Annotated in this window: 17 protein-coding genes and 2 pseudogenes; 12 read left to right on the top strand and 7 right to left on the bottom strand. The window is 59.9% G+C overall.

Annotated features, from left to right (window positions below; genetic code table 11):
- Nucleotides 1-1,695, top strand: coding sequence for a glucose-6-phosphate isomerase (gene pgi / locus I4W07_RS02875; RefSeq protein WP_035138859.1), 1,695 nt, complete (start codon nt 1-3; stop codon nt 1,693-1,695).
- Nucleotides 1,696-1,836: 141 nt separating this feature from the next.
- Here the strand turns inward: pgi and I4W07_RS02870 are convergent, their stop codons facing one another.
- The 3 genes and pseudogenes from I4W07_RS02870 to I4W07_RS02860 form a co-directional block, all read right to left on the bottom strand.
- Nucleotides 1,837-3,141: a VirD4-like conjugal transfer protein, CD1115 family gene (locus I4W07_RS02870; protein WP_196025597.1), complete on the bottom strand. Its 1,305-nt coding sequence runs from the start codon at nt 3,139-3,141 to the stop codon at nt 1,837-1,839.
- Between the two features lie 30 nt (nt 3,142-3,171).
- Nucleotides 3,172-3,711: pseudogene (locus I4W07_RS09350) on the bottom strand (ATP-dependent Clp protease proteolytic subunit); the annotation flags it as partial.
- A 102-nt stretch (nt 3,712-3,813) separates the two neighbouring features.
- Nucleotides 3,814-4,860, bottom strand: a complete 1,047-nt coding sequence (locus tag I4W07_RS02860) for a hypothetical protein (protein WP_196025559.1) — start codon at nt 4,858-4,860, stop codon at nt 3,814-3,816.
- Between the two features lie 333 nt (nt 4,861-5,193).
- Here I4W07_RS02860 and I4W07_RS02855 point away from each other — a divergent pair, with 333 nt between their 5' ends.
- From I4W07_RS02855 to I4W07_RS02845, 3 genes are all read left to right on the top strand, one after another.
- Nucleotides 5,194-6,036 carry a Cof-type HAD-IIB family hydrolase gene (locus I4W07_RS02855; RefSeq protein ID WP_195544145.1) on the top strand — a complete coding sequence of 281 codons (843 nt, stop codon included), beginning with the start codon at nt 5,194-5,196 and terminating at the stop codon, nt 6,034-6,036.
- Nucleotides 6,037-6,099: 63 nt separating this feature from the next.
- On the top strand, nt 6,100-6,759 hold the full coding sequence (locus I4W07_RS02850; RefSeq protein ID WP_230317444.1) for an HAD family hydrolase: 660 nt from the start codon (nt 6,100-6,102) through the stop codon (nt 6,757-6,759).
- A 62-nt stretch (nt 6,760-6,821) separates the two neighbouring features.
- Nucleotides 6,822-7,685, top strand: a complete 864-nt coding sequence (locus I4W07_RS02845) for a PfkB family carbohydrate kinase (RefSeq protein ID WP_196025557.1) — start codon at nt 6,822-6,824, stop codon at nt 7,683-7,685.
- A 278-nt stretch (nt 7,686-7,963) separates the two neighbouring features.
- Here I4W07_RS02845 and I4W07_RS02840 read toward each other — a convergent pair whose 3' ends face one another.
- Entirely contained in the window at nt 7,964-8,746 is a 783-nt protein-coding gene (locus tag I4W07_RS02840) for a TatD family hydrolase (protein ID WP_196025556.1), read from the bottom strand.
- A 14-nt stretch (nt 8,747-8,760) separates the two neighbouring features.
- A complete protein-coding gene (locus I4W07_RS02835; protein ID WP_196025555.1) occupies nt 8,761-9,558 on the bottom strand; it encodes a tRNA threonylcarbamoyladenosine dehydratase in 798 nt (265 codons plus the stop codon).
- Nucleotides 9,559-9,736: 178 nt separating this feature from the next.
- On the opposite strand from I4W07_RS02835, the gene I4W07_RS02830 reads away from it, so the two are divergent.
- From I4W07_RS02830 to ettA, 3 genes are all read left to right on the top strand, one after another.
- Nucleotides 9,737-10,015 carry an autorepressor SdpR family transcription factor gene (locus I4W07_RS02830; RefSeq protein ID WP_022094448.1) on the top strand — a complete coding sequence of 93 codons (279 nt, stop codon included), beginning with the start codon at nt 9,737-9,739 and terminating at the stop codon, nt 10,013-10,015.
- On the top strand, nt 10,008-10,712 hold the full coding sequence (locus I4W07_RS02825; RefSeq protein WP_196025554.1) for an SdpI family protein: 705 nt from the start codon (nt 10,008-10,010) through the stop codon (nt 10,710-10,712). Before I4W07_RS02830 ends, I4W07_RS02825 begins: the two co-directional genes overlap by 8 nt.
- 183 nt (nt 10,713-10,895) lie before the next feature.
- A complete protein-coding gene (gene ettA, locus I4W07_RS02820) occupies nt 10,896-12,575 on the top strand; it encodes an energy-dependent translational throttle protein EttA (protein ID WP_055251458.1) in 1,680 nt (559 codons plus the stop codon).
- Between the two features lie 214 nt (nt 12,576-12,789).
- Here ettA and I4W07_RS02815 read toward each other — a convergent pair whose 3' ends face one another.
- Nucleotides 12,790-14,097, bottom strand: coding sequence for a hypothetical protein (locus I4W07_RS02815; RefSeq protein ID WP_196025553.1), 1,308 nt, complete (start codon nt 14,095-14,097; stop codon nt 12,790-12,792).
- A gap of 138 nt (nt 14,098-14,235) precedes the next feature.
- Entirely contained in the window at nt 14,236-15,180 is a 945-nt protein-coding gene (locus I4W07_RS02810) for a hypothetical protein (protein ID WP_196025552.1), read from the bottom strand.
- A gap of 203 nt (nt 15,181-15,383) precedes the next feature.
- On the opposite strand from I4W07_RS02810, the gene I4W07_RS02805 reads away from it, so the two are divergent.
- The 5 genes and pseudogenes from I4W07_RS02805 to I4W07_RS02785 form a co-directional block, all read left to right on the top strand.
- Entirely contained in the window at nt 15,384-17,363 is a 1,980-nt protein-coding gene (locus I4W07_RS02805) for an NAD(+) synthase (protein WP_196025551.1), read from the top strand.
- A 118-nt stretch (nt 17,364-17,481) separates the two neighbouring features.
- Nucleotides 17,482-18,645: a pyridoxal phosphate-dependent aminotransferase gene (locus I4W07_RS02800; protein WP_195503306.1), complete on the top strand. Its 1,164-nt coding sequence runs from the start codon at nt 17,482-17,484 to the stop codon at nt 18,643-18,645.
- Nucleotides 18,646-18,846: 201 nt separating this feature from the next.
- Complete coding sequence (locus I4W07_RS02795) at nt 18,847-19,797, top strand: L-lactate dehydrogenase (protein ID WP_089573042.1); 951 nt, start codon at nt 18,847-18,849, stop codon at nt 19,795-19,797.
- 129 nt (nt 19,798-19,926) lie between these two features.
- Entirely contained in the window at nt 19,927-20,709 is a 783-nt protein-coding gene (locus tag I4W07_RS02790) for an Mbeg1-like protein (protein ID WP_196025550.1), read from the top strand.
- A gap of 21 nt (nt 20,710-20,730) precedes the next feature.
- Nucleotides 20,731-21,081 (top strand): annotated as a pseudogene (locus I4W07_RS02785) (DUF2974 domain-containing protein); the annotation flags it as partial.

Below are 21,081 nucleotides of genomic sequence, written 5' to 3'. Positions count from 1 at the left end.
ATGGCAACTGTTGCCGCACCTATCGATGCTACGTCGACTGCCGCTTGGAAGGCGCTCGAGGCTCATCAGGAGAAGCTCGAGGCCGAAGGTATCGACCTCAAGGCCTGGTTCGCTGCTGACGCCGACCGCGTGAACAAGCTGAGCTTTGACGCCGGTGACCTGCACTTCGATCTGTCGAAGAACCTGGTGACCGATGAGACCGTCAAGCTACTGTGCGATCTTGCCCGCGAGGTGAAGCTCGAGGAGCGCCGCGACGCCATGTTCTCTGGCGAGCACATCAACACTACCGAGGACCGCGCTGTCCTGCACACCGCGCTGCGCCGCCCGGCAAGCGAGAAGGGCCAGCTCATCGTCGACGGCCAGGACGTCGTCGCCGACGTGCACGAGGTCCTCGACCGCATGTATGCCTTCGCCGAGCGCGTGCGCTCCGGTGAGTGGAAGGGCGTTACCGGCAAGAAGATCGAGCATCTGGTGTCCATCGGCATCGGCGGCTCCGACCTGGGCCCGGTCATGGCCTACGAGGCTCTGCGTCCCTATGCCGACGCCGGTATCGACTGCCGCTACATCTCCAACATCGACCCCAACGACCAGGCCGAGAAGCTCAAGGGCCTGGATCCCGAAACCACGCTCGTAATCATCGTCTCCAAGACCTTCACCACGCTCGAGACCCTCACCAACGCCCGCGAGGTCAAGACCTGGATGCTCGAGCAGCTCAAGGCTCAGGGCGCCATCGACGGCTCCGATGAGCAGAACGCCGAGGCCGTGGCAAAGCACTTCGTCGCAGTTTCCACCGCACTCGAGAAGGTCGAGGCCTTCGGTATCGACCCCGCCAACGCCTTCGGTTTCTGGAACTGGGTCGGTGGCCGCTATTCCGTTGACTCCGCCGTGGGCCTGTCGCTGATCGTCGTGCTCGGCCCCGAGCGCTTCCAGCAGTTCCTCGAGGGCTTCCACGCCATCGACGAGTACTTCTGCAACACCCCGCTCGAGAACAACGCCGTCGCGCTGATGGGCCTGCTCAATGTCTGGTACGTCAACTTCTTCGGTTCCAAGAGCCACGCCGTGCTGCCGTACTGCCAGTACCTGCACCGCTTCCCGGCCTACCTGCAGCAGCTCACCATGGAGTCCAACGGCAAGCATGTCCGCTGGGACGGCAGCGCCGTGACCTCCGACACCGGTGAGATCTTCTGGGGCGAGCCCGGCACCAACGGCCAGCATGCCTTCTATCAGCTGCTGCACCAGGGCACTGTGGTGGTTCCGGCCGACTTCATCGCCTTCGCCAATACCGCCAACCCTGCGACCGACGGCGGCCAGGATGTCCACGAGCTGTTCCTGGGCAACTTCCTGGCCCAGACCAAGGCGCTCGCCTTTGGTAAGACGGCCGATGAGGTTCGTGCCGAGGGCACGCCCGAGCAGATCGTCCCGGCCCGTTGCTTTGAGGGCAATCGCCCGACGACCTCGATCTTCGGCGACACGCTGACCCCGTTCGCACTCGGCGAGCTCATCGCCCTGTACGAGCACATCACGTTTGTCGAGGGCACGGTCTGGGGCATCGACTCCTACGACCAGTGGGGCGTCGAGCTGGGCAAGCAGCTTGCCAAGCAGATTACCCCGGCCTTCCACGATGACGCCGCCAAGGCCGAGCAGGACGCTTCGACCCAGGCGCTCATCGAGTTCTATCGCGCGCATCGCAAGTAGTCGCTGCTGTTAACGCATCGCGCCTTATAGTCAGGGGCCCGTATCCTATCGGATGCGGGCCCCTTTGCTTTGCCGTGGTCCCGGGGCGCACGGCCTTTGTGGAACATCGCCGGGGCGCCGCGCGCTGCGAGAACCCTGCGCCTAGATCTCGGCCTCCGCATGGCCTCGCTGCGCCTCGGGCAGCTCCCCGTAGAGCGGATGGTCTTCGAGCCTAAAGCGCTCGACCTGTTCGGGAGTGCGACCGCGTACAAAGAGCCACGAGCGATCAATCGGCGTCGCCATGAGCGTGCTGGGCAGCGCGTCAGCGCGGTCGGAAAACACCCGGGCACTCTCGGGATCCTGGAACGCCAGCACCAGATGCGTGTCGCAGTTGCCCATGATGGAGCGTGCGCGTGCCTCGCCATAGAGCGCATCGAGCTGGTTGGTCGACTGCAGCAGCAGCGTTGCCCAGATGTTGCGGCTTCGGATAATCGAGAGCACGTTGTCGATCTGGGGGATCTGCAGATTTGCGAAGTCATCGAGCATAAAGCGCACGGGCACGGGCAGGCTGCCGTCGGGCTGCCTATCGGCTTCGCGAATGAGGCCCATAAACGCCTGCGTAATAAAGAGGCCGGTCAGCGGATCGAGATTGCGGTCAATATCGCTCACGGTTACAAACAGGGCGCAGGGGGTGTGTCCCATGGAAGCGAAGTCCACCTGATGGCACTCACGATAGAGCTGTGCCACACCGTCGAATCCCAGACACATGACCTTTTCGGCAAGGATGCCGACGATGCTCGCGTGCATGCGCTCGGCATTTTGCGTAATGGCGTAGCGCCGCCATAGCGAGAGGGCATAGCTTTGGGGGTCGGTCGTGATCAGGTCGTCAAACAATCGACCCGTGGCACCGTCTTGCAGGTGCTCGATCAGCTTGATGACCGAGCTGATCGTCTGCTCGCCGGCGGGTAGCTGTTCGGTGACGTAGGCGATAAGACACGACAGCAGGTTTGCCGCGGCATGATCCCAAAAAGGCTGGTTGTTGTCCTCGATGGGGCAGATGGCCTTTGCCACCGAGAGGATGTCCTGCTGGTTGGGCCTGCCGTCCGCCTTGCGGCGAATGTGCCTCAGGGGGTTGTAGCCGCAGCGCTCGATGCCGGACGCAAGGGCCGGGACGGTGTTGAGGTCGGCGAAGTTGAGACATTGCACGCGGTAGCCGTGGGCTGCCAGCACGGGTCCCACTTCGTGACAGAGCGTGCCTTTGGTGTCGAGCACGATGTAGCTTGCGTTCATTTGCAGCAGGTTGGGCTTGAGGACGTTTCGGGTCTTGCCGGCTCCCGAGGGGCCGATCACAAGTGCGTTGTTGTTGAGTCCCGTTTGGCGGGTGTCGCAGGAGAGCGTTCGATCCTTGGCGAGGATGGTGGACGATGCGGACTTAGATGCGGCGAGGCGGCTGGCGAGGTTAGACATGGGCACCTCCTTGGTGGTCGAGAGAATTTCGTGGGCAAAGCCGAGCTCGACGGCGCGCTCGGCCGAAAGGTAGGTGTCTTTTGCAGTGAGGGACTGGATGCGCTTGGGCGTGAGGCCGCTGCGGTCCGAGAGGATTTGCGTGAGGATCTTGCGGGTCTGCATGAGACGCCGGCTGGTTTCCTGCAGCGCAAGTGCCGAGCCGCCTGCCCCCTGGGGGATCAGCGGGTCGTGAATCATGAGCTCTGCATGGGGCGCCATACGGCGATCGTCGCCGCCCATAAAGATCACGGCGCCCATGGACGCGGCGAATTCCAGGCAGACGGTGCGGATGGGGCACGATGCGAGGCGCATGGCGTCATAGATCGCAAGACCCGATCGCACGCTTCCGCCGGCGCTGGCGACAAATATGGTGATGGGGCGGCTGGGGTCGGTGGCATCGAGCAGGCGGATCTGCTGGCATAGGTCGTGGGCCATCGGGGTTTCGATGTTTCCCATGACGGAGAGCTCGCGACGGGCGAGCATCTCATCGTAAATGCTGGTGAGCGTGATACCTCGGGCGGATTCACGCATGGTGAGGGGGCTGATGATGGGGGAATGATTGGTGTCCATGAGGACTCCTTTCTGTTGGTTGTGTTGTGGAATAGGATTGTTGCCCGCGGAGGGGCTGGCGGGCTACAGGGTTCGTCCGAGCCTGAGATCGAGCTCGGTTGTGGGGCAGGCTGCCTGTTCGTGCGGCTCGCAAGCGCCAAGGGCTCCAAAGCGATGGAGCGTTGCGACGGGCGTGGTGTAGGCGAGCCGCAGCTGATGCTCGATAGGGGCACATCCGTCATTTTTGTAATGAGCCGCGTAGTACTGCGCGATGCTGGCGTTCATCTCGCTGCCATTGCGATGGCGCTCAAACTGGCGTCTGCAGGTCTCGATGATCTTTGCTACCGACTTGGGTGCCGTCGCGGGAACAAGGGCGAGATAGCCCTCAAATAGTTCGTTGATGCTCAGGAGGCACAGCAGGTCGATCAGCGTCCTTATGGCTGCTCCCTCGGCAGAAAAGTGCGCGGTCATGCGGTTATATCGGTTGCGGTCGACGATGGCCGCATGGGGTCTTGGAGTTTTCTGCCCCGTGGTCCCGGGCTTTTGCCGCGCCTGTGTATTGAGCTCGACGTTGCAGCGCTTGAGGCCGTCCAACGGAAGGAACAGTGCGGTGCGCAGGGTGTTCCGCTTACTTTCGAGTTCATGACGCTCGTCGGGTTCCCATTCGAGCTTGAGTTTCGTGTCGAGCGCCGTAAGCATATGGGCTAGGCAGCCTACGGTAAGAACGTACGAATCGTTGTCGCGTTTTGGGGCATAGGGGTCTGTCAGCTTGCGAATGTCGGGGTCGCCCATGATCTTTGTGCAGCGCTTCAGCAGTTGAGGGTGGTCGGCCAAGATCGTCGCGAGCGGTAGCGACGCGTAGTTCTTTATGGTCGCGGCGGCAAAGGCGGCGTCATATTCGTTTGCATATGCTCGCTCAATGCGGGCATCCAGAATGCTTTTCTTATCGCCGTCTTCAGCGTGGTGGTTTGTCATAGCTTCTCCAATCGGTTGATGTTCGTGCTGTTTGTTGATGTGTTGGTTGTCGTGAGTGATGTGCTTGCCGTGGGTGATGTGCTGACGTTGGGGTGCTATGCGGTTTTCAATGAGCCCGTGAGGCAGTTGCTGCAGGGGCGGGATGGAACGGCCCATGCAAGGCGGAAGGCATCGTGCTCAAAATCGAGACAGCAATGCCCTGGGTGCCTCACATGTGGCAGTTACCTCATTAAGTTGTCATTGCGTTTGGGGTTGTACTTTGCCGATCTTCCTTCTCTTACACGCTAAAACTCAAACTTCATATGCTCGATCTACTTAAAACCGCAACGGCGGTCTTTTATCAACTTATATGTCGGAACGCGTCTTTGCAAGTACTTTTTTGTCTTTGTTTCAAATGGGGTGGTTTTGCAACCGTCATACGCGCGCCGTGCGAACGTGCCCCGGCTCGGATAAGATAGTGCGCGATAAAAACGATGCAAGGAGGCACATATGGCAATTAAAGCCATCGCAATGGATATCGATGGTACGCTCACCAACGATCAGAAGGTGATCAGCCCGCGTACGCGCGAAAAGCTGCTCGCGGCGCAGGAGTCGGGCATTAAGCTCATCTTGGCTTCGGGTCGTCCCGCATGGGGGCTACATGCTCTGGCACAGGAGCTCGACCTCCAAAACCATGACGGTCTGCTAGTCGCTTTCAATGGCGCGCATGTTGTCGACGCTCAGACCGATGAGGTCCTTTTTGACCAGGCCATGCCAGCTGACGAACTGCACCGTCTGATTGATCACCTGCAAAACTATGATGTGATCCCCATGATCTCGCTCGGGCGCGACCTGCATGTAGAGGACTCGTATCGCTGCATGATTACACTGCCGGACGGCTCGCAGAAGAATATCGTCAAATACGAGCGCGATGCCTGCGACCTTAAGATCCGCGAGGTCGAGAGCTTGCATGAGGTCGTGGACACTTATCCCGTAGACAAGCTGCTGACGGCAGGCGATCCGGCCTACCTGCAGGCGCATTACGAGGAGATGTATGCGCCCTTTACCCAGACGCTTTCGGGCATGTTTACGGCCGACTGGTACTTTGAGTACACGGCGCCCGGTATCGACAAGGCCCGTGCGCTCGAGGGTGCCCTGCCCAAGCTCGGCATCGATGCCAGTGAGGTCGTATCGTTTGGCGACGGCCAGAACGACAAGTCCATGATTGAGTGGGCCGGCACCGGTGTTGCCATGGGCAACGCCGTCGATGAGGTTAAGGCTGTGGCCCAGATGGTGACCGCCAATAACAACGAAGATGGTATTGCAGTGGCGCTGGATAAGCTGCTGGGCTAGAATCGCCGATAATGCATGGTTCGGGCGCCTGCTTACAGGCGCCCTTTTGTTAGGGAGGGTACCATGTCCGCATTTCCGTTCGACGCCGTTATCTTTGACATGGACGGCGTCATTGTCGATACCGAGTATTACTACCTGGGCGAGACTGCCGCGTTTGCCAAGGAGCTTGGGCTTAATCTGACTCAAGAGGAGTTGAATGGGCAGGTCGGTACCTCGCATCAGTTCTTCCTGCATATGCTGGTCGATTGGTTTGAGCGCGCCGGTAAGGGACACTTCACTGGCGAGGAGGCGTTGGCCCGTTGGGACGAGTGGGCGCATAAGCGTCCGCGTGACTATCAGGCTTTGATTAACCCAGGCGCCGTGGATACGATTCGAGAGCTGCCGCGCCGTGGCGTTCGCGTGGCGCTTGCCAGCTCGTCTCCCATGGTTAGCATCGAGGAAGTGCTCAACGCATGCGGGCTGTCTGATGCCTTTGAGTATGTGGTGAGCGGCGAGCAGTTTAAGGAGAGCAAACCCGAGCCCGACATCTACCTGCATGCGCTGGACCTGCTGGGGCTGCCCGCGAATCGTTGCTGCTGCGTTGAGGATTCCGTTCCGGGCATTACCGCGGGTAAGCGAGCCGGCCTGACGGTCATTGCCAAGCGCGAGGAACGCTTTGGCTTTAGCCAGGATGCCGCGGACAAGATTATCGACCAGCTGCCGGAGCTGCTGGAACTCGCGTAGATTCTGGGCGGTACTGCTGTCACAACAGTGGTTCCGTTGGCATAAGAGAGAGGGGCGGCGTCATGGCATTTAACGTGAGCGCACTGGGGTTTGGCGACAACGTCGTCGACTGCTACGAGCATATCCACACAATGTATCCGGGTGGCAATGCGGTGAACTTTGCCGTGTATGCCAAGAAGTGCGGCGCCGCGCGCTCCGCGTATATGGGCATCTTTGGTAATGACGCTGCTGCTGAGCATGTGATTGCGAGTCTTGAGGATGAGGACGTTGAGCTTGCCAAGTGCAAGCAGCTCATCGGCGAGAACGGTGCGGCACGCGTGACCGTCGTTAACGGCGACCGTGTTTTCCTTGGCTCCAATGAGGGCGGCATCCGTGGTGATGCGCGCTATGTGCTCGATCGCTTTGACCTTGCGTACGTGAAGCAGTTCGACGTAGTCCACTCGGGCAACTATTGCTTTACCGAGCGTGAACTTCCCAAGTTGAAGGCCGCGGGCATCACGGTTTCGTTTGACTTCTCGGACGATTCGACCGACGAGTACTACGAGCAGATTGCTCCCTACGTTGACTTCGCGTTCTTTAGCGCGGCAGACGCCGCGAATGAGGATGAGATTCGCGAGCGTCTGGCATGGGTGAGGAGCCTAGGTCCGCGTTTCGTATCGGCAACGGCTGGCGCTGAGGGCTGCATTGCCTATGATGGCGATCGTTATTACCGCCAACTGGCTAAGCCGGTAACGGATATGAAGGACACCATGGGTGCGGGCGACTCATTCCTGACTTCGTTCCTGATGTGTTATCTCGATTCCGTCAAGCGTGGCGAGGATGGTGCCGAGGCCATCGAGCGTGCACTCGACTTTGCGGCGGGGTTTGCTTCGACCGTATGCGGCATGGAAGGCTCCTGGGGCCATGGAGTGCCGATTTCCGAATAGGTGAGCAGTCCCGGGGAGTCGAATTGTCGCCCCCCGGGACTCCATGGACAAAAAATGCTAAATATGAGTACTGTCACTAATTTAGTAACAGCGAAATTAAGCTATTGAGGGCCTAGTTGGGTGTCTGCGAGTGATTAAAACCTGCTAAAAATGACTTTAACCACCTTAAAGTGCCTTGATAATGGATAGCTGTACATTATCAAGGCACTATTTTGCCGTAAAATAATGTGACTGGATTTGCAACAGTACTCATATTTGGCATTTTTTGCCCACCGGGGCTAGCGAAGGTCAAAAACAGAGTGCGCATTTGCTAAAACTGCCGACTCGATGCACTCTGCGTCGCGGTTTTTGAGTGAGGTGATGCGTTCTGAGGTCCATGTGAGCGATCTGATAAGCGACTGTGCGCTTGTTTCGGTGTTTGCCTCCGCCGGCGCATCGGTCTCGAGCAGTAAACGATCGAGTGGGATCTGTCGGGCGTATTCGCGACCGCGCTTGGTGGCGAGCATCCGCTTGTTCACGGAAAAATAACAGCCCGCATTACGCGCGCGGACGAGTTCGTCCGAAGTACCGCTAAACCAGTGGAAGATGATAGCGGGGGAGTCGGAGTTTGGGATGAGTAGTCCATGCGATTCGAGGACGTCCAGTACGGCTCCTGCCGAACGAACGGCGTGAATTGATATCACACGCCCGACAAGAGGATGCTGCACGAGTGCATCGCAGAGCCGGTCAAGCGCCTGTATTTGTAGCGGCTCGCTTCCTGCAAAGCGTGCGGAAAAGTCGAGTCCCACCTCGCCGATGTAGCGCTCTTGGGCAGCAACTTCGCAAAGCAGATCGACTTCGGCAGGACCGCAGCGGCCGTCGGCGAGCCACCAGGGGTGGAGCCCAACGCCAGCGATGATGCCTGGTAGGCGACGGGCGCGCTCGTTTGCGGCCGAAAAGTCGCGCGGATTGACGCCGCAGTCAAATAGACCCAAGCCCAGCGCCGTCGCCTCATCGGCAACGGCGTCCGGGTGAGCCATTAAATCAAGATGGCAGTGTGCATCAAATAACCGGGGCTCCATCTCGGTGCGCTCCGCTAGTCCAGACGTTGGCCATCGGAGCGTACGCGCTCAGTGCCGCGGCCGCTGATCTGGCGGATAACCTCGCCGGCAATCATCTGGCCCATGATAGGGGGCATAAAGCTGGCTGTTCCGAGCTCGGTGCGCTCGTGGATGTTGGAAGGGTCGCGGGGCTGGGTCTTAACCGACTCCTCGCAGCTAAACAGCACGTGCAGGCTCTTGATGCCGCGCTTCTTACACTCTTTGCGCATGATGCGGCTCATGGGGTCGCGTACCGTATCGAAAATGTCGGCAAAGCGGAGGCACTCGGGATGGAGCTTGTTGGCCCCGCCCATGGAGCTAACCAAACGAATGTCGTGGCCCTGAGCATATTTGGCAATGGTGAGCTTGGCCGAGATGGTGTCGATGGCGTCGACGACGTAGTCGATCTTGCCTTCCGTCTGCTCCAAAACGCTCGCGAAGAAATCATCGATGTTGTCGCTCAGCAGGTATTCGGTGCGTTTGATGACGGTAGCGGTAGGGTTGATGTCGTGAATCATAGCCTCCATGACGTCAACCTTGCGCTTGCCGACGGTGCTGTGAAAGGCGATGGCCTGACGGTTGATATTGCTGGGCGCGACGACGTCCTTATCCAGAATGACGAAATGTCCGATGCCGCCGCGGGCGAGTGCCTCGCAGCAGTTGGAGCCCACACCTCCGCAGCCGAGCATCAGCACCGTGGCGTTGGCGAGCTTATCGAGTGCCTCACGGCCCATGATGATCTCGAGCTTGGTGTCGCGTGTCTCGTTGGGAGTTGCGGCTGCGGTTTCGGTCATAGATATCCTCCGATGGGGAGTCGGTCGTGTTTTAGCTATCGCCATTATAGGTAATCGCCCATAGGTTGCGATGGCGTTTGCTTTGATGTGGTTTGAAGCATTGCGATTAGATAGTTAGACAAACATCTAAATATTGAGTATAGTGTGCACGTCATGAGAGATGATGAGAGGAGGTCTTATGCCGGGAGAGGGTTTTAAGGCGCTTGCCGATCCAACGCGACGGCGCATTTTGGAGTTGCTGCGCGAGGGCAATTGCACGGCGGGGGAGCTTGCCGAGCATTTCGATATCAGTAAGCCGTCGCTGAGCCATCACTTGGCGACGCTCAAAAACGCCGGGTTGGTGACCGACGAACGTCATGGCCAAAACATCGTTTACAGCTTAAACACCACCGTCATGCAGGACTTGATCGGTTGGTTTATGGGCTTTACAAACACGGAAGGTGATAAGGATGAATAACGAAAACAAGGGCATTCACGCCACGGGGGTATCGTCGCGCGTGTGGGCCATGCTTGTTGTGGTCTGCGCTATTAATGTTGTAGCGCACCTCATGGTGATGCCGAGCCTGCCTGCACAGATTCCCACGCACTGGGGCGCGAACGGCGCCGTCGACGGTTGGGGTCCTAGTTGGATGGCCTCCGCGCTCGGCGTGCTTCCTCTGGCGCTTCTCGCAATGTTCTGCATGGTGCCGCGCATCGACCCCAAAGGTGAGGCATATCGAACCTCGGGCAAGTTCTACCAGGGCTTCGTAATCGCCTTCACCTTGTTCATGTGCGCCATAAGCTGGCTGGGAGAGCTTACGGTCTGGGGCGTAGTGCCGGCGGTCGGTTCGGTTAACGTGCTGATTTCCGGTGTTGTCGGTTTGCTGTTCATCGGCGTAGGCAACTACTTGCCGCGTGTGAAGCAGAACTATACGCTCGGTATCAAGACACCCTGGGCGCTTGCCGATCCCGAGAACTGGCGCCGTACGCAGCGTTTTGGCGGCGCCTGCTTTATGGTGCTGGGTATTGGCCTGATTGTGATGGGCGTGGCAGGCAGCGTGCTTTCGAGTGAAGTCGTCGCCGCGGTGATTGCGGCTCTGGCGTTTGGTTCGGTTGGAGCCGTTTACGTCTACTCGTATCTGTTGTGGCGCAAATCGCAGCGAGCCGCTCGTTAAGGTTGCGGAAAACTAGCGTACGCAGTTCATAGTATGTTCCGGGGGACTTTTCCCAGGTAGTATTAGGGGGTGTGGGCAACCATGCCCCTTTTTCGTTACGTTTCAGAGCTGGTTTTTTATTTCGTTTCCACTAAAGCGAAACAAGAATAGGGAAACAGCAGGTAGAAAGGATAAAACAGGCAAATGGCGGAGTTTATCTACCAGATGTATCAGGCTCGCAAGGCCCATGGCGACAAGGTAATCCTTGACGACGTGACCCTGAGCTTCTACCCCGGTGCCAAGATCGGCGTCGTGGGCCCCAACGGTATGGGCAAGTCGACCCTACTCAAGATTATGGCCGGCATCGAGGAGGTCTCCAACGGCGATGCCAGGCTCACCCCCGGCTACACCGTGGGCATCCTGCAGCAGGAGCCGCCGCTCGATGACGATAAGACCGTCATCGAGAACGTGCGCATGGCATTTGGCGACATGATCGCCAAGGTCGATCGCTTCAACAAGATCGGCGAGGAGATGTGCGACCCGGATTGCGACATGGACGCACTCATGGCCGAGATGGGCAAGCTCCAGGACGAGATCGATGCCGCCGACGGCTGGGATATCGATTCCAAGCTCGGTCAGGCCATGGACGCCCTGCAGCTGCCCGATTCTGACATGCCGGTCAACGTGCTTTCCGGCGGCGAGCGCCGCCGCGTGGCCCTGTGCAAGCTGCTGCTCGAGGCTCCCGACCTGCTGCTGCTCGACGAGCCCACGAACCACCTGGACGCCGAGTCGATCCTGTGGCTCGAGCATTTCCTGCACAACTATCAAGGCGCGGTGCTTGCCGTTACGCATGATCGCTACTTCCTGGATAACGTTGCCGAGTGGATCTGCGAGGTCGACCGCGGTCACCTTTATCCCTACAAGGGCAACTACTCTACGTATCTGGAGACCAAGGCCGCACGTATCGAGGCTCAGGGTAACCGCGATGCCAAACTCGCCAAGCGCATGGAGGCCGAGCTCGAGTGGGTGCGCAGCTCGCCCAAGGCCCGCCAGGCCAAGAACAAGGCCCGTCTGGCTCGCTACGAGGAGATGGAGGCCGAGGCCCGCGCAAGCCAGAAGCTCGACTGGACCGACATCCGCATCCCTGTGGGCCCGCGTCTGGGCAACAAGGTACTTGAGGCTCATCATCTGCACAAGGAATTCGATGGCCGTGTGCTCATCGACGACCTTTCGTTCACCCTGCCGCGCAACGGCATCGTGGGCGTCATCGGCCCCAACGGTGTCGGTAAGACCACGCTGTTCAAGACGATTGTGGGTCTGGAGCCGCTGACTTCGGGCGAGCTCGAGGTGGGCGAGACCGTCAAGATTTCTTACGTCGACCAGAACCGTTCCGGCATCGACCCCGATAAGAACCTATGGGAGGTCGTCTCGGACGGTCTGGACCACATGATGGTCGGCGAGACCGAGGTTCCGAGCCGCGCTTATGTGGCGAGCTTTGGCTTTAAGGGCCAGGACCAGCAGAAGCGCGCCGGCGTACTCTCCGGTGGCGAGCGCAACCGTCTGAACCTGGCGCTTACGCTCAAGCAGGGCGGCAACCTGCTGCTCCTCGACGAGCCTACGAACGACCTCGACGTCGAGACGCTGTCCTCACTCGAAGCGGCGCTGCTCGAGTTCCCGGGCTGCTCGGTGGTCATTAGCCACGACCGTATGTTCCTGGACCGCGTCGCCACGCACATTCTGGCGTGGGAGGGCACCGACGAGAATCCGGGCAACTGGTATTGGTTCGAGGGCAACTTCGAGGCCTATCAGGCCAACCGCATCGAGCGCCTGGGCGAGGACGCAGCCCAGCCGCATCGTATTCACCGTAAGCTGACGCGCGACTAGATCGTTACGCGGTTTTCCAAACCGCGTAACTGCTCGACGCTGCGCGGGTCGCAAGCAGCCCATCTTGCCGTTCAAGCCGTCGCTCGCGTACCGAAGTACGCGTCGCTCCTCTTTCACGGCAACCTGGGGCACTTGCGGCCCGCTCGCTGTTGGTTACGCAACATCAACAAATAAAAACGGCTCAAATCCTGATTTGGATTTGAGCCGTTTGTCGTTACTGCTCGGGTTCTTCGACTTTATCGATGGCCCAGGTGGATCCGAGGCCACCGGTGGTATTGCGGCGGATGCGCACGGCAACCTCGCGGCGCTCGCCGGCCTGCGTGTAGCGCAGGGGGAAGCTTGCGCGGTTTCGCGCGGCCTCGATGGTACCGCGCTCGCGGGCGATCCAGTAGTACTCGCCGACAATGCCGAGGGTATCGGCGCCGTAGGGGAGATAGGTCGACAGCTGGTGCAGAAGCGGGCCGGGGCAGAAGACCTCGGTTGCGAAATCGACGGGGAAGTCCTCGGGGATGGCGGGCGCTACGGGTGCGGGGGTTGGGGCCTCTGCGAGTACCGAAGCCGGTGCCGGTGCGGGAATTTGGTCGCAAGCAGAGGCGGGCACGGATTCGATGACGGGTGCGAACTCCAGCGTCGTCTTCGGCTTGATTGTGGAATCTGCGGGCTTCACGGTGACGGGCGCGTTTGCAGCTTCAGTTTCAACCTCAACCTGCGTCGCGCTCTCATTCTCGACGCTCGACTTTGCCTCGATGGGCGTGGATGCCATGGTGGTGATGCCGGCATTGGCATTCTCGGGGTCATAGACGACCGTGAGCGAGATGGCGGGCTGCGGCGTCTCGGGTTCCGGCGCCGACTCGGTAGCGTCCTGTTCTGTGGGCTCTTCGGGCTGATCGTCCTCAGCCTCGTCGCCAAAGACATCGCTGTTTTGGAACGCAGGCGTTTCGGATAGGTTAGCGGCTTCTTCGGCTGTCGACTTGGGAGCCTCGTTGAGCTCAGCAGTGGCTTCCTGCTCGGATATGACTACGGGCTCGGTCGTGGCAGCGATTTCGGTTTCGGCTTCTGCCGTTACCTCAATAGCGACTTCGATCTCTGTCTCGGGCTCGGGTTCCGGCACGACTTCAACCATGGCTTCGGGCTCGGGACGCTTAACGTGCTTGGGGCGCACGGCCTTGAGGTCCTTCTCGCCGCGCTTTTTCTTTTTGTAGGACTGCTTGGCGCCCTTGGCAGCTTTGGGCTTGTCCTCGCCTTTGGCAAGGGCGGCATCCCAAGCCTCGTTGGCGATGACGGTGGCATACAGGCGACCGCCCTTAAAGACAGTCAGCTTAATGCAGTCGTCGAGCTCCTCGAGCAGCTCGTGCGTGGACTCAAAGCCCAGGTCATATGCGACCATGTCACCAGCGGCGAGTGCCTCCTCGACCTGCGTCATAAACGTTTGCTTGCCGCACCCAATCGCGTCGCGCAGCAGGCGATACAGATAGATGTGGTTGCCCAGCGATAGCGTGGGCTTAACTATTGTCTTGCTCATGGCAAATCTCCTCTTTACACACCAAAGCATCTTACCATCGCGCGGGGCTTGCCATCTCGTCGCCCAAGGCAAACGGGCGCGACCGTTGCCGGTTCGCGCCCGTTATGCAGGTCGGTTATCTATGAGGGGCAAACGTGCTTAGTTGCCCGATGCCGTGTCTTGGCTCGAGCTGTCTGATGCCGTGCCGGAAGCGGTTCCGCTCGAGCTGTTGGTGTTGCTATTGTCGGTAGATCCCGTGCCCGATGCATTGCCGCTCGTCTGGTCGCCTGTGCTCGGTTGAGAGCCGTCAGTCGTTTGGCTTGAGTCGGTCGTGCTGGATTGCGTGCCGCCGCTGTTCGCAGAGGAATCAGCGCTCTGCGACTGATCGGGGGTGTTCGAGGACGAGTCGGTGGATGCGGAGGCGCCCTGCGAGTCGTCCTGCTGGCTTTGCGATTGACCGGTGTTATCCGCGTCGTGCTCGGTCGTGCGCGACGACAGGATTGGCTCGGGACGCTCGCCCAGACCCTCACCGGCAGTGGTGATAAGGATGGCGCCGGCGCAGGCGATGACCGCGACGATGGCGATGGCGATCGAGAAGACGATGACCTTCTTTTGTGTCTGGCTGCGCTCTGCCGCCGCCTTGGCGCGCAGGCTGTTGGGGGCGACGCGCGCCGTGGTCGCGCGTCCCGCAACCTGGCGCATCTCCTGCGTGGTCGCGGCGCCACCTAGGTGCTCCTCGACATCGGGCTCAACGGGCTCGTAGGCGCCGGCAGGGTAGTCGACAGCGGCATGCGTGCCCTTGATTGCTTCGGCGCTGGCGGAGATAAAGTGGCGATAGACCTGCGAGGACACAACAGTGATGACTGAGCTCACAGCGGCACCAATCACCGAGCCGGCAATGCCGATCTTTGAAGCAAGCGCCACGCTCGTGGCGGCAGCTGCGGCGCCGGCGATGATCTGGGGAATGGAAATGTCGTCGAACAGGCCCTTTTTGGGCGCGATGGCCATGGTCTGTCCAATGGAATGGTTCTCGTGTACGCCGTTGTTGAGCAATGCCGGCGTCATGACGCGCGTGCGCGGCGCGTCGGTGTACTTGGTTGTCATACGGGGTCCTCCCGGTGTAAATCTGCTTCGTTTCGTGTAGCCATCAGGGTACCCACCAGATGTGAATCGTACGTGACATTTAACAGATACCATCAACTCATCAATTGCTCACCAAGTTGGTGGGATGCGGTTCCACCCGGCGGTTGAACTACAATAGGGCTTGCTAATTGTGTTGAATAGCGTTTACGCACGGGAGCATTCTTATGAATCTTCACCTTTCTCAGTCTGATGGCTTTTTGCGTGTGGCGGCGGCCTCGCCGCGGATTCGCGTGGCCGATGTCGAGGGTAATGCCGAGGTTGCGCTGGCGGCTGTTCGCGATGCTGCCGGGCGTGGCGTTCGCGCGCTGGTACTGCCCGAGCTTAACCTGACCGGCTATACCGCGGCCGATCTGTTCCATAACCGCACGCTGCTGCATGCCTGCGAAGCAGCGCTGGTGCACATCCTCGATGAAACCCGTGAGCTGCCGATCGTCTTTACCGTTGGCTTGCCCGTTGCGGTGGCTGAAAACATCTACAACTGCGCCGCCGTGTGCTGTGCGGGTGAGCTTTTGGGTCTTACGGCTAAGAAGTATCTGCCCAACTATGGCGAGTTCTATGAGCGTCGCTGGTTTGCTCCGTCGCCTGCGGATCCCGTGTGGGTTGAATTTGCCGGTCAGGGTCCGGTTCCGCTGGGTTCGGGGCTTGTCTACCGCTGCTGTGATGAGGGTGCCGAGGATATGGTGCTGGGCGTTGAAGTCTGCGAGGACCTGTGGGTGCCGGCGCCCCCTTCGACCGAGATGGCGCTTGCCGGTGCGACGGTGATCCTCAATCCGTCGGCTTCGGACGAGATTATCGGTAAGGCGGATTACCGCCGCAGCCTCATCTCTAACCAGAGCGCACGCCTGTACTGCGCCTATGCCTACGCGGACGCGAGCGAGGGCGAGTCCACGACCGACATGGTCTTTGCGGGCGAGAACCTTATCTACGAAAATGGCTCCAAGCTCGCCGCCACCAAACTGCTTACCTGCGATATGGCCATCGCCGACGTTGACCTTGACCGCCCGGTTGCCGAGCGCCGTCGCTCGACGACGTGGGCGCGCACCGACGATGCGCCGGAGGCCACGACCGTTGAGTTTTCGTTTGAGGGCGTGCTGGCCGAAGAACCTGTCCTGCGCGATGCCTGCGATATCGACCGCGTTTTCCCGCGCGCGCCCTTTGTGCCGGCCGACCACGGCGACTTGGCCGAGCGCTGCGAGACGATCCTCGATCTGCAGACTGCGGGCCTCAAGACCCGCCTTGCCCACACGGGTACCAAGGCTGCGGTTATCGGCCTTTCGGGCGGCTTGGACTCCACGCTAGCGCTGCTTGTGACCGTGCGTGCCTTCGATGCACTGGGGCTGCCGCGCACTGGTATCACAGCCGTGTCCATGCCCGGCTTCGGCACGACGCATCGCACCAAGTCGAATGCCGAGTCGCTCGCTCGCGACCTGGGTGTGAGCTTCCGCGAGGTTTCGATCCACGCGGCTGTGGAGCAGCACTTCAAGGACATTGAGCATGATCCAGCTGTGCAGGACGTGACCTACGAGAACAGCCAGGCGCGCGAGCGTACGCAGATTCTGATGGATCTGGCCAACCAGGCTGGCGGTTTTGTCATTGGCACGGGCGACCTGTCGGAGCTGGCGCTCGGCTGGGCTACCTATAACGGCGACCACATGAGCATGTACGCCGTCAACGCGAGCGTGCCCAAGACGCTTGTGCGCCATCTGGTACGCTATGCCGCCGATGTCTTTGGCGGGCGCATTGCCGAGGTCTTGCTCGATATCCTCGATACGCCGGTGTCCCCCGAGCTTCTGCCGCCCACGGGCGACGGCGAGATTGCGCAGAAGACCGAGGATTTGGTGGGCCCGTACGAGTTGCACGACTACTTCCTCTACTACCTGCTGCGTTTTGGCTTTGAGCCGGGCAAGATCTACCGCATGGCGCTCAAGAGCTTCGAGGGCGTCTACGACGCCAAGACCGTCCACACGTGGCTACGTACGTTCTACCGTCGCTTCTTTGCCCAGCAGTTTAAGCGCAGCTGCCTGCCCGATGGTCCCAAGGTGGGCTCGGTGACGCTCAGCCCGCGCGGCGATTGGCGTATGCCGAGTGACGCTAGCTCGCGTCTGTGGCTTGCGCAGATCGACGCGCTCAATCCAGTTGACTAAGGTTGGCTAAATTGAACCAATACGGGGGTTGCAAGCGTTACACTTTTGCAATCTGATGGCCCGTATCGCGCGGCGCTCTTGTCGGAGCGCCGCGTTTTTCATATCGAAAGGTGGCACCATGCAGGCATCGCAGCGTCTCGACCGCTTTGGCGCGGAGGTCTTCGCCTCGCTCAACAACAAGCTTCTCGCGCTGAAGGCTCAGGGCAAGACCATTTACAACATGAGCGTGGGCACGCCCGACTTTAAGCCGTACGACCACGTGGTCGAGGCGCTCACGCAGGCAGCCCAAGATCCCGAGATGTGGAAGTATGCCCTGCGCGACCTGCCCGAACTCAAGCAAGCCGTGTGCGATTACTATGAGCGTCGCTTTGGCGTTTCGGGCATTACGCCGTCTATGGTGCAGTCGTGCAACGGCACGCAGGAGGGCGTGGGCCATTTGGGCCTGGCCCTGCTCGATCCGGGTGACACCATTCTGGTTCCCGATCCGTGCTACCCGGTCTTTGAGGCGGGTGCCAAGATCGCCGATGCCAAGCTCGAATACTATCCGCTGGTTGCCGAGCATAATTACCTGCCCTATGTGGCGGGTATCGATCCCGAGGTGGCCGATCGTGCCAAGTATATGATCGTGTCGCTGCCCGCGAACCCGGTCGGCTCGGTGGGCACGCCCGAGATCTACGAGGAGATCATCACTTTCGCCCGCGAGCACGACCTGCTCATCGTTCACGACAACGCATACTCCGACATCGTGTTCGACGGCGAGCCGGGCGGCAGCTTCTTGCAGTATCCCGGCGCGCTCGAGGTGGGCGTTGAGTTCTTCTCGCTCTCCAAGTCGTTTAACGTCACCGGTGCGCGTATCGGCTTTTTGGTCGGTCGCGAGGATGTGGTCTCGGCCTTCGCCAAGCTGCGCAGCCAGATTGACTTTGGCATGTTCTTCCCGATCCAGAAGGCCGCCATCGCGTGCCTTAATGGCCCGCGCGATGAGGTCGAGGCGCAGCGTCTGAAGTACCAGGAGCGCCGCGATGCCCTGTGCGATGGTCTTGAGGGTCTGGGCTGGGAGCGTCCCAACGCGCATGGCTCTATGTTTGTGTGGGCCAAGCTTCCCGGTGGTCGCACCGATTCCATGGCGTTTTGCGAGGAGCTCATGGAGAAGGCCGGCGTTGTGGTGACGCCGGGCGCGAGTTTTGGTCCTTCGGGCGAGGGACACGTGCGCATGGCGCTGGTCCTACCGCCCGATCAGATCGCTTTGGCTGTCGAGGCCATTCGCGAGGCGGGCCTGTATTAGAAACCTATTTCGACTCGTCAATAGCTCGAAACCGATTTCGCGCAGTTATTTTACGAATACTGCAAACAATTTCGGTAAACGGTCGATTTTTGGCTGCGAATAGGGGCATAATCAAAGTCCCGATTGGATGTATTGGGATTACGACAAGCCGCTCGGGTCGTTCCCGGGCGGCTTGTTTGTGGAGAGAGATGGGAGTTTCTAATGGTTAACGAGAAGAAGGTCGCTATTGTCGGCTGCGGTTTCGTCGGTTCGTCTTCGGCGTTCGCACTGATGCAGAGTGGTCTGTTCTCCGAGATGGTCCTCATCGACGTGGACAAGAACCGTGCCGAGGGTGAGGCCCTGGATATCGCGCACGGCATGACGTTTGCCGAGCCGATGAAGATCTACGCCGGCGATTATTCCGATGTCGCCGACGCCGCCATGATCGTCGTCACTGCTGGCGCTGCCCAGAAGCCCGGTGAGACCCGCCTGGACCTGGTCAACAAGAACGTCAGCATCTTCAAGTCCATTATTCCCGAGATTAAGAAGTCCGGCTTCGACGGCATTCTGCTAATCGTCTCCAACCCGGTTGATGTTCTGACCTATGCTGCCATCAAGATGTCTGGCCTGCCCGAGGGCCATGTCATCGGCTCCGGCACCGTGCTCGACACTGGCCGTCTGCAGCAGATGCTTGGTGCCCACGTCGAGGTTGACCCGCGCGATGTCCAGGCCTATGTCATGGGCGAGCACGGCGACTCCGAGTTTGTCGCTTGGTCCAGCGCTCAGGTTGCTGGCGTTCCGCTGAACACCTTCTGCGAGCTTCACGGTCATCTGGAGCACGAGGCTGCCGAGAAGCGTATCGCCGAGGACGTTAAGAACTCCGCCTACACCATCATCGAGAAGAAGCACGCCACCTACTACGGCGTCGCCATGGCCGTCAAGCGCATCTGCACCGCTGTTATGCGTGATGAGCAGACCGTTCTGCCCGTTTCCTCGCTCATGGTGGGCGAGTATGGCCTGTCCGATCTGGCCATCTCCATGCCGACGGTCGTTGGCCGCGACGGCGTCGTCTGCCGCGTCCCCGTGCCGCTGAACGATGACGAGCAGCATGAGCTCACCGCCTCCGCCAAGGCCCTCAAGGACATCATCGACAGCGTCGACTTCTCCTGCTAAATTCGGCTCGTTTGGGCAACAGGCTACAATGAAAGGCGTCCGGGCCACACGGTCCGGGCGCCTTTTTAGTGCGAGGGGGGGTCAGGTTACTTTGCACCACCCCAATGCACCATAGTTGATGGGAGGGCCATGTCGGATTCGCCTAATTTTTTGACCTATGCCCAGACGGCGTTTGATCCGTTTGAGGAACGGCCGTTCTGCGCGGTGGATAGCCTGGTCTTTGCGTGGTTGTCCTATTTGCGTTTGCCGGGTGATATGGCGGAGCTGACGAACTGGCAGGGCCTAGACGTACGCGAGCTGCTGCGCGCCGAGTGCTACCAAGACATGATTGGCGACCTGTGGGATCCGGAGGGGAGTCGTGCCCTGTTGGAGGCTGTGGCAGCAAGCCCTCGCTACCGTGGCGTTCGTGTTTGCGGCTATCGTAGCGTGAGTGATGCCGAGACAACGGAGCAGTTTGCGGCCATGACGTTCCGATTTCCGGCGGGGTTTAGCTATCTTGCCTTCCGGGGGACCGACAGCACGATTGTGGGCTGGAAAGAGGACTTTAACATGGCGTTCCGGTGTCCTGTGCCGGCCCAGGAATCCGCGGCGCGTTATGTAGACGAGGCGGCGGATGCGATTGACGGGCCGCTTTTGTGCGGAGGTCATTCCAAGGGTGGAAACCTTGCGGTGTACGGTGCGGCGATGTGCCCCGATGTCGCCCGTGAGCGAATCGAAAGGGCGTATTCCCATGATGGCCCGGGCTTCGTCGAGGAGTTTCTGAGCGGCAACGCCTTCGCCGATCTATCCGGTCGAATCGACAAGACGCTACCTCGGTCGTCGATCTTTGGCATGATGTTCGAGACACAGGAGGACTATGCCATCGTTGAGAGCACCGAGTTCAGCCTGCTTCAGCATAATCCCTTTAGCTGAGTGGTTGATGGTCGCGACTTCGTGTACTGTGAGCGCCTGTCCGCCGGTGCTCGATACGTTGATGGCTCCATTCGCGAGATGCTGCTTGCGGTGTCGCCTAACGAGCGCGAGCGTTTTGTAGATGCGTTGTTCTCCGTGCTTGAGGCTACGGGTGCTGAGCGGTTTGCGGATATCGCTGGGAATCTACGCGAGAGCCTGCCCGTGATGCTCCAGGCTGCGCAAGGCTTTGACAAGGATACGCGACGCTTTGTCTCGCAGACTATCGTTGCGATTCTTAAGTGTGCGCTTCTGCCCAAACGTCCATTACAGTCGAAATTGTCAGCCTGGGACCATCTCGGGCTACGATTGAGGCGCGCCCAGAACGGGCCGCCG

It is taken from the genome of Collinsella aerofaciens, assembly GCF_015670745.1.
Taxonomy (GTDB): domain Bacteria; phylum Actinomycetota; class Coriobacteriia; order Coriobacteriales; family Coriobacteriaceae; genus Collinsella; species Collinsella aerofaciens_T.
This window is presented reverse-complemented; position numbering and strand designations above follow the sequence as displayed.

Bases quoted from the DNA above. Each gene is read 5' to 3' on its own strand.
- pgi (WP_035138859.1), top strand. From the start codon at position 1: ATGGCAACTGTTGCCGCACCTATCGATGCTACGTCGACTGCCGCTTGG.
- I4W07_RS02870 (WP_196025597.1), bottom strand. From the start codon at position 3,141: ATGTCTAACCTCGCCAGCCGCCTCGCCGCATCTAAGTCCGCATCGTCC.
- I4W07_RS02860 (WP_196025559.1), bottom strand. From the start codon at position 4,860: ATGGGCCGTTCCATCCCGCCCCTGCAGCAACTGCCTCACGGGCTCATT.
- I4W07_RS02855 (WP_195544145.1), top strand. From the start codon at position 5,194: ATGGCAATTAAAGCCATCGCAATGGATATCGATGGTACGCTCACCAAC.
- I4W07_RS02850 (WP_230317444.1), top strand. From the start codon at position 6,100: ATGTCCGCATTTCCGTTCGACGCCGTTATCTTTGACATGGACGGCGTC.
- I4W07_RS02845 (WP_196025557.1), top strand. From the start codon at position 6,822: ATGGCATTTAACGTGAGCGCACTGGGGTTTGGCGACAACGTCGTCGAC.
- I4W07_RS02840 (WP_196025556.1), bottom strand. From the start codon at position 8,746: ATGGAGCCCCGGTTATTTGATGCACACTGCCATCTTGATTTAATGGCT.
- I4W07_RS02835 (WP_196025555.1), bottom strand. From the start codon at position 9,558: ATGACCGAAACCGCAGCCGCAACTCCCAACGAGACACGCGACACCAAG.
- I4W07_RS02830 (WP_022094448.1), top strand. From the start codon at position 9,737: ATGCCGGGAGAGGGTTTTAAGGCGCTTGCCGATCCAACGCGACGGCGC.
- I4W07_RS02825 (WP_196025554.1), top strand. From the start codon at position 10,008: ATGAATAACGAAAACAAGGGCATTCACGCCACGGGGGTATCGTCGCGC.
- ettA (WP_055251458.1), top strand. From the start codon at position 10,896: ATGGCGGAGTTTATCTACCAGATGTATCAGGCTCGCAAGGCCCATGGC.
- I4W07_RS02815 (WP_196025553.1), bottom strand. From the start codon at position 14,097: ATGAGCAAGACAATAGTTAAGCCCACGCTATCGCTGGGCAACCACATC.
- I4W07_RS02810 (WP_196025552.1), bottom strand. From the start codon at position 15,180: ATGACAACCAAGTACACCGACGCGCCGCGCACGCGCGTCATGACGCCG.
- I4W07_RS02805 (WP_196025551.1), top strand. From the start codon at position 15,384: ATGAATCTTCACCTTTCTCAGTCTGATGGCTTTTTGCGTGTGGCGGCG.
- I4W07_RS02800 (WP_195503306.1), top strand. From the start codon at position 17,482: ATGCAGGCATCGCAGCGTCTCGACCGCTTTGGCGCGGAGGTCTTCGCC.
- I4W07_RS02795 (WP_089573042.1), top strand. From the start codon at position 18,847: ATGGTTAACGAGAAGAAGGTCGCTATTGTCGGCTGCGGTTTCGTCGGT.
- I4W07_RS02790 (WP_196025550.1), top strand. From the start codon at position 19,927: ATGTCGGATTCGCCTAATTTTTTGACCTATGCCCAGACGGCGTTTGAT.